Origin of the sequence: Halomonas sp. (assembly GCF_041689495.1) — a bacterium.
Lineage (GTDB): Bacteria > Pseudomonadota > Gammaproteobacteria > Pseudomonadales > Halomonadaceae > Halomonas.
Genome location: NZ_JBDNGD010000358.1, coordinates 1 through 5,864, shown reverse-complemented (window position 1 = coordinate 5,864; position 5,864 = coordinate 1). Strand labels below are relative to the sequence as shown.

Annotated in this window: 5 protein-coding genes; 2 read left to right on the top strand and 3 right to left on the bottom strand. The window is 63.2% G+C overall.

From position 1 onward, the window contains the following. The first annotated feature begins 146 nt into the window (after positions 1 to 146). Complete coding sequence (locus ACESMD_RS11325; RefSeq protein WP_372613207.1) at positions 147 to 611, top strand: flavodoxin domain-containing protein; 465 nt, start codon at positions 147 to 149, stop codon at positions 609 to 611. 1 nt (position 612) lies between these two features. Further along, on the top strand, positions 613 to 981 hold the full coding sequence (locus tag ACESMD_RS11320; RefSeq protein WP_372613205.1) for a hypothetical protein: 369 nt from the start codon (positions 613 to 615) through the stop codon (positions 979 to 981). Here the strand turns inward: ACESMD_RS11320 and ppnN are convergent. From ppnN to gcvH, 3 genes are all read right to left on the bottom strand, one after another. After that, entirely contained in the window at positions 963 to 2,327 is a 1,365-nt protein-coding gene (ppnN, locus tag ACESMD_RS11315; protein ID WP_372613203.1) for a nucleotide 5'-monophosphate nucleosidase PpnN, read from the bottom strand. The two genes, ACESMD_RS11320 and ppnN, sit on opposite strands and share 19 nt — an antisense overlap. 118 nt (positions 2,328 to 2,445) lie before the next feature. Next, complete coding sequence (gcvP, locus tag ACESMD_RS11310; RefSeq protein WP_372613201.1) at positions 2,446 to 5,340, bottom strand: aminomethyl-transferring glycine dehydrogenase; 2,895 nt, start codon at positions 5,338 to 5,340, stop codon at positions 2,446 to 2,448. Positions 5,341 to 5,440: 100 nt separating this feature from the next. Continuing rightward, positions 5,441 to 5,833: a glycine cleavage system protein GcvH gene (gene gcvH / locus ACESMD_RS11305; RefSeq protein ID WP_372613199.1), complete on the bottom strand. Its 393-nt coding sequence runs from the start codon at positions 5,831 to 5,833 to the stop codon at positions 5,441 to 5,443. Between the last annotated feature and the right edge of the window lie 31 nt (positions 5,834 to 5,864).

Genomic DNA, 5,864 nt, shown 5'->3' with positions numbered 1-5,864 from the left:
TATACCCGACGACTATACTCGGTCTTTTGTCTCGACGCAGTCCGGTGGCCGCGGTGCAGTGTCTCACCCCCAGTATCGGGATCCGGATTCGCCATCGGGGATTTACGTGATAAAATCTGAGTGAAATTCTCAGGTAAATCCATGACATGCCCATGCTGAAGATCTTTGTCGGGACCGTCTATGGCGGTGCCCTTGATGTCGCCGAGCAAGTCAAGCCGCTGTTCGAGGATGCTGGCTATGAGGTGGAGATCCATGATCAACCCACCCTGGAGGACCTGACCGGTTCGCCCACGGACCTGGCGCTCTTCTGCGTGTCCACCACCGGCAGTGGTGATTATCCGGGGGACTTCGTCCCTTTCGCCAGGGCGATCGACGAGAGGTCCCCTTCGCTGGTTGACCTGCGCTATGGCGTTATCGCCCTGGGTGACAGTTCCTATGGCGAGACCTTCTGTGGCGGGGGGCGCAGTGTCGATGAACTCCTCTCCGGTCAGGGTGCGCAACGCCTGGGGGAGCGCCTCGAGGTCGATGCCATGGATACGCCCATGGCCGATGACGAGGCGATCCCCTGGGTCGAGCAGTGGATCGACGCCGAACAGTTGAAGGTGGTCTGACATGGAGTTCAAGACCAGCCCTGAGCGGCTGAGCATCATGCTGGGGCTTCTGGTCCTGATGCTGGCCACCTTGCCCCGTTACCTGGCGGGTGGCCACGACTCCCACCTGAACCTGATTCTTCTCGCCCTGGTGGCCATCGCCGCGGTCTGTGCCTTTCACTTTCGCCTCTTGTCCAGCGAGGCGCGTGAGCATCTCCCGGCGCTCATGCAACGCTTCGGCGTCTGCCTGGGTGTCGGCCTGGTGGTCATGGGGATCTGGCACAGCCTGTTCAGTGACTGGATCAGCTGGCAGGTGCTGATGTCCCACGGCGCCACCCTGGGCCTGCTGATCCACGTGCTCTGGCTGCGTCGCTACTCCGCCAGTCGATAGCAGGGCTCGTAGTGCTCGGAGAGCTTCATGCGGCCCTGGGCGACGAAGGAATCGAGCAGTTCATCCAGTCGCGCCATCAGCGCCGGTTCGGCATGCAGCCGATAGGGCCCACGGGCGGCGATTGCCCGAATACCCTCCTCCTTGACATTACCCGCCACGATGCCCGAAAAGGCGCGACGCAGGTTGGCTGCGAGTTCATGCACGGGTTGCTCGCGATGCAGAGCCAGGCCGGCCATGGCCTCATGGGTGGGCGAGAACGGCTGCTGGAAATCCCGGTTGATGGTCAAGCGCCAGTTGAAATAGAAGGCGTCCTGGCGGGCCTTTCGGTAGTCCGTGACTCTGTCCATCCCCTTGTGCATGGTGCGTCCCACCTCGGTGGGGTCGTCGATGATGATCCGGTAGTGGCGTCTGACCCCCTCGCCCAGGGTGTAGACCAGAAACTCATCGATACGCTTGAAGTAGTCGGCGCTGTTGGCGGGACCGGTGAGGATGACCGGGAGTTCCATGTCGGTGTTGTCGGGATGCAGCAGGATTCCCAGCAGGTAAAGGATTTCCTCGGCGGTGCCGACACCACCAGGAAAGACGACGATGCCATGAGCCAGGCGTACAAAGGCTTCGAGCCGTTTCTCGATGTCCGGCATCACCACCAGTTCATTGACGATGGGGTTGGGGGCCTCGGCGGCGATGATGCCCGGCTCGGAGATGCCCAGATAGCGGGGCTGACTGCGGCGTTGCTTGGCATGGGCCAGGTTGGCTCCCTTCATGGGTCCCTTCATGGCGCCGGGGCCGCAGCCGGTGCAGATGTCCATCTCTCGCAGCCCCAGATGATAGCCGACGTCCTTGCTGTAATCGTACTCTTCACGTGAGATCGAATGTCCGCCCCAGCACACCACCAGGCTGGGATCGAGTCCCGGCTTCAGGGCACCGGCCTTGCGCAGGATATGGAAGACCGCGTTGGTGGTCCCCTCGGCGGTATCGAGATCGAAGCGACGATGGGTCTGGATCTCGTTATAGACGTAGACGATGTCGCGCAATATCGATGACAGGTGCTCACGGATACCACGAATCATGCGGCCGTCGACGAAGGCTTCCGCCGGGGCATTGGTCAGCTTGAGACGAACGCCGCGAGCCTGCTGGATGACCTCGATGTCGAAGTCCTTATAGGCCTCCATCAGGGCGATACTGTCATCGGTGGGTGAGCCGGAGTTCAGGACCGCCAGGGCGCAGAGACGAAGCAGGTCGTGGAGGCCCTGGCGAGAGGTATCATGAAGGCGACTGACCTCGTGCTGGGAGAGGATCTCCAGGCTGCCTTCCGGGGAGATGGTGCTGGAAATGGTCTCGGGCATGATCGGGGCTCACTGACGGTGGTCCAACTCTAAGGATGGTTTGAAGGGACTGGCCCCCGCCTCCAGGAGCGGCAGGGGACCTCGTGAAGGGGCCTGGACTGGGGTTCAGTCGCGCCGATCAGTCACGATAGGCGTCGATGCTGGGGCAGGAGCATATCAGCTGTCGATCGCCGAAGACGTTGTCCACCCGATTGACCGCCGGCCACTGCTTGGCCGCCTTGACGGCTTCCGAGGGGAAGGCGCCAAGCTCACGAGAGTAGGGACGTTCCCAACTGGCGTCCATGAGGTCGGCCATGGTGTGCGGCGCCTTGACCAGGGGATTGTTGTCTGCCGGCCAGTCGCCGCGCTCCACTGCCACGATTTCCTCGCGTATGGCGATCATGGCGTCGCAGAAGCGGTCGAGCTCAACGCGGGATTCCGATTCGGTGGGTTCGATCATCAGGGTGCCGGGGACCGGGAAGGACATGGTCGGGGCATGGAAGCCGTAGTCCATCAGGCGCTTGGCGATGTCCTCCTCGCTGATGCCCGACGCCGCCTTGATCGGGCGGATGTCGATGATGCACTCGTGTGCCACGGTGCCGTTCTCGCCCTTGTAGAGTACCGGGTAGTGGTCGGCCAGGCGGGCGGCGATGTAGTTGGCGTTGAGGATGGCCAGTTCGGTCGCCTCGCGAAGGCCTCGGGCGCCCATCATCTTGATGTAGGCCCAGGAGATCGGCAGGATCGACGCCGAGCCGTAGGCCGCCGCCGAGACGGCTCCACAGTCGGTATTTACGCCGGGGATCGGCGTGACGACATGGTTGGAGACGAAGGGCGCCAGGTGGGCCTTGACGCCGATCGGGCCCATGCCGGGACCGCCGCCCCCATGGGGGATGCAGAAGGTCTTGTGCAGGTTGAGGTGGGAGACGTCGGCGCCGAAGTCGCCGGGGCGGGTCAGGCCCACCTGAGCGTTCATGTTGGCACCGTCGACGTATACCTGACCGCCATGGGCGTGAACGATATCGCAGGCACGGCGCACACCCGCCTCGAAGACGCCATGGGTGGACGGGTAGGTCAGCATGATCGCCGAGAGGGTCTCGGCGTGGTTCTCGGCCTTGTCGCTCAGGTCCTCGATGTCGATGTTACCCTCGCTGTCACATTCCACCACGACGACCTTCATCTGTGCCATGGCCGCCGAGGCGGGGTTGGTGCCGTGGGCCGAACTGGGAATCAGGCAGACATCGCGATGCCCCTCCCCGATGGCGGCCTGGTAGCGACGGATCGCCACCAGCCCGGCGTATTCGCCCTGGGCGCCGGAGTTGGGCTGCATGGAGATGTGGTCATAGCCGGTGATCTCGACCAGGAAGGCGGCCAGTTCGTCGATCATCTGCTTATAGCCGGCCACCTGGTCGCGGGGCGCGAAGGGATGGACCCTGGCGAATTCAGGCCAGCTGATGGGGATCATCTCGCTGGTGGCGTTGAGTTTCATGGTGCAGGAACCCAACGGGATCATGGCGTGGACCAGGGAGAGGTCCTTGTTCTCCAGACGCTTGAGGTAGCGCAGCATCTCCGTCTCGCTGCGGTAGCGCTGGAAGGTCGGGTGGGTCAGGAAATCCGATTGGCGCCGGCAGGCGGCGGGGATGCCGCTGATGCCCTCGGCCACCGCCTGGTCGTCGAGCACGCTCACCGATAGCCCGTGCTCCTCGCCCAACAGGACGTTGAAGAGGGTGTCCAGGTCATGGGCGTTGGTCGTCTCGTCCAGGCTCAGCCCCACGTCGCCATTGTCGAAATAGCGCAGGTTGATCTCTCGGGTCATGGCGCGGCCATGGATCTTGCCGGCGTCCACGGCGGTCACCCGCAGGGTGTCGAACCAGCTGTCGTTTGCCAGTTGGACGCCATTCTGTTGGAGACCCAGGGCGAGGAGGGTGGTGAGGCGATGAATTCGCCCGGCAATGGTGCGAAGCCCCTGGGCGCCGTGGTAGACGGCATAGAAGCCGGCGATGTTGGCCAGCAGGGCCTGGGCGGTACAGATGTTGGAGGTGGCCTTCTCACGGCGGATATGCTGTTCGCGGGTCTGCATGGCCATGCGCAGGGCCGTATTGCCGCGACTGTCCCTTGAGACGCCGATGATACGACCGGGAATCGAGCGCTTGAGGGTGTCGGTAGTGGCGAAGAAGGCCGCATGCGGGCCACCATAGCCCATGGGCACACCGAAGCGCTGGGAATTGCCCACTACGATGTCGGCGCCCAGGGCGCCGGGTTCGGTGAGCAGTACCAGGCTCATGATATCGGCGGCCACACAGGTCATGATGCCGCGCTCGCGAGCCGTGGCGAGGACCGGGCCGAGATCGCGTACCCGGCCGCCGTCGCCAGGGTACTGCAGCAGTGCGCCGAAGGCGTCGGCATCGGCCAGCTCGTCCATGGGGGCGACTCGCAGTTCGAAGCCGAAATAGGCAGCCCGGGTGCGCAGCACGTCCAGGGTCTGGGGGAGAACGTCGTCGGCAACGAAGAAGGTAGTGCTTCTGGCTTTCTTGTTGGCCCGCTTGCACAGCGCCATGGCTTCTGCGGCGGCGCTGGCCTCATCGAGCAGGGAGGCATTGGCCAGTTCCATGCCGGTGAGGTCCATGACCATCTGCTGGAAATTGAGCAGGCCCTCCAGTCGCCCCTGGGCGATCTCGGGCTGGTAGGGGGTGTAGGCAGTGTACCAGCCGGGGTTCTCCAGAACGTTTCGTTGGATCACCGTGGGGAGGAGAGTGTCGTGATAGCCCTGGCCGATATAGCTCTTGTAGATACGGTTCTGGCTCGCCAAGCGCTTGAGGTAGTCGAGTGCCTCCGCCTCGCTCCGGGGCGGGTCCAGGTCGAGCTCTCGACCCAGCCGAATATCCGAGGGCACCGTGCGTTCGATCAGGGTCGCCATGCTGTCCATGCCCAGGCGGGAAAGCATGGAAGCCACATCCTCGTCTGCGGCGCCGTTGTGGCGTTGAATGAAGGCATCATGGTCGGCCAGTTCGGCCAGGTGGCGAGAGTCGAAATCCATGGGGGACCTGTATCGGTAGCGGGGCCAGAGTGGTGGCACGGAATCACACAAGGACATCCCCAGCGAATCCCTGGCCGGGGTGAAAGGTGCAGTCGTGAAATCAGTCCTCGGCGTCGGTGACGGCCTTGTAGGCGTCGGCGTCGAGCAGGGCGTCGAGGTCGGTGGCGTCCTCGAGTCGTACCTTCATGATCCAGCCATCTTCGTAGGGCGATTCGTTGATGGCCTCGGGAGCGTCCTCGAGTGCCTCGTTCACCTCGAGTACCTCGCCGGCGATCGGCGCATAGAGATCGGAGGCGGCCTTGACCGACTCGATCACACCGAATTCTTCTTCCTGTGTGAGGGTGCGACCCACCTCGGGCAACTCGACGAAGACCACGTCGCCCAGGGCCTGCTGGGCATGATCGCTGATCCCCACGGTGACGGTGCCGTCACCGTTGTCCAACACCCATTCATGACTTTCGGCATAGCGCAGGTTGGCAGGAATAGTACTCATCACGTTATCCTGTATGAAGAAGGGTTGCTAG

Bases quoted from the DNA above. Each gene is read 5' to 3' on its own strand.
- gcvH (WP_372613199.1), bottom strand. From the start codon at position 5,833: ATGAGTACTATTCCTGCCAACCTGCGCTATGCCGAAAGTCATGAATGG.
- ACESMD_RS11320 (WP_372613205.1), top strand. From the start codon at position 613: ATGGAGTTCAAGACCAGCCCTGAGCGGCTGAGCATCATGCTGGGGCTT.
- gcvP (WP_372613201.1), bottom strand. From the start codon at position 5,340: ATGGATTTCGACTCTCGCCACCTGGCCGAACTGGCCGACCATGATGCC.
- ACESMD_RS11325 (WP_372613207.1), top strand. From the start codon at position 147: ATGCCCATGCTGAAGATCTTTGTCGGGACCGTCTATGGCGGTGCCCTT.
- ppnN (WP_372613203.1), bottom strand. From the start codon at position 2,327: ATGCCCGAGACCATTTCCAGCACCATCTCCCCGGAAGGCAGCCTGGAG.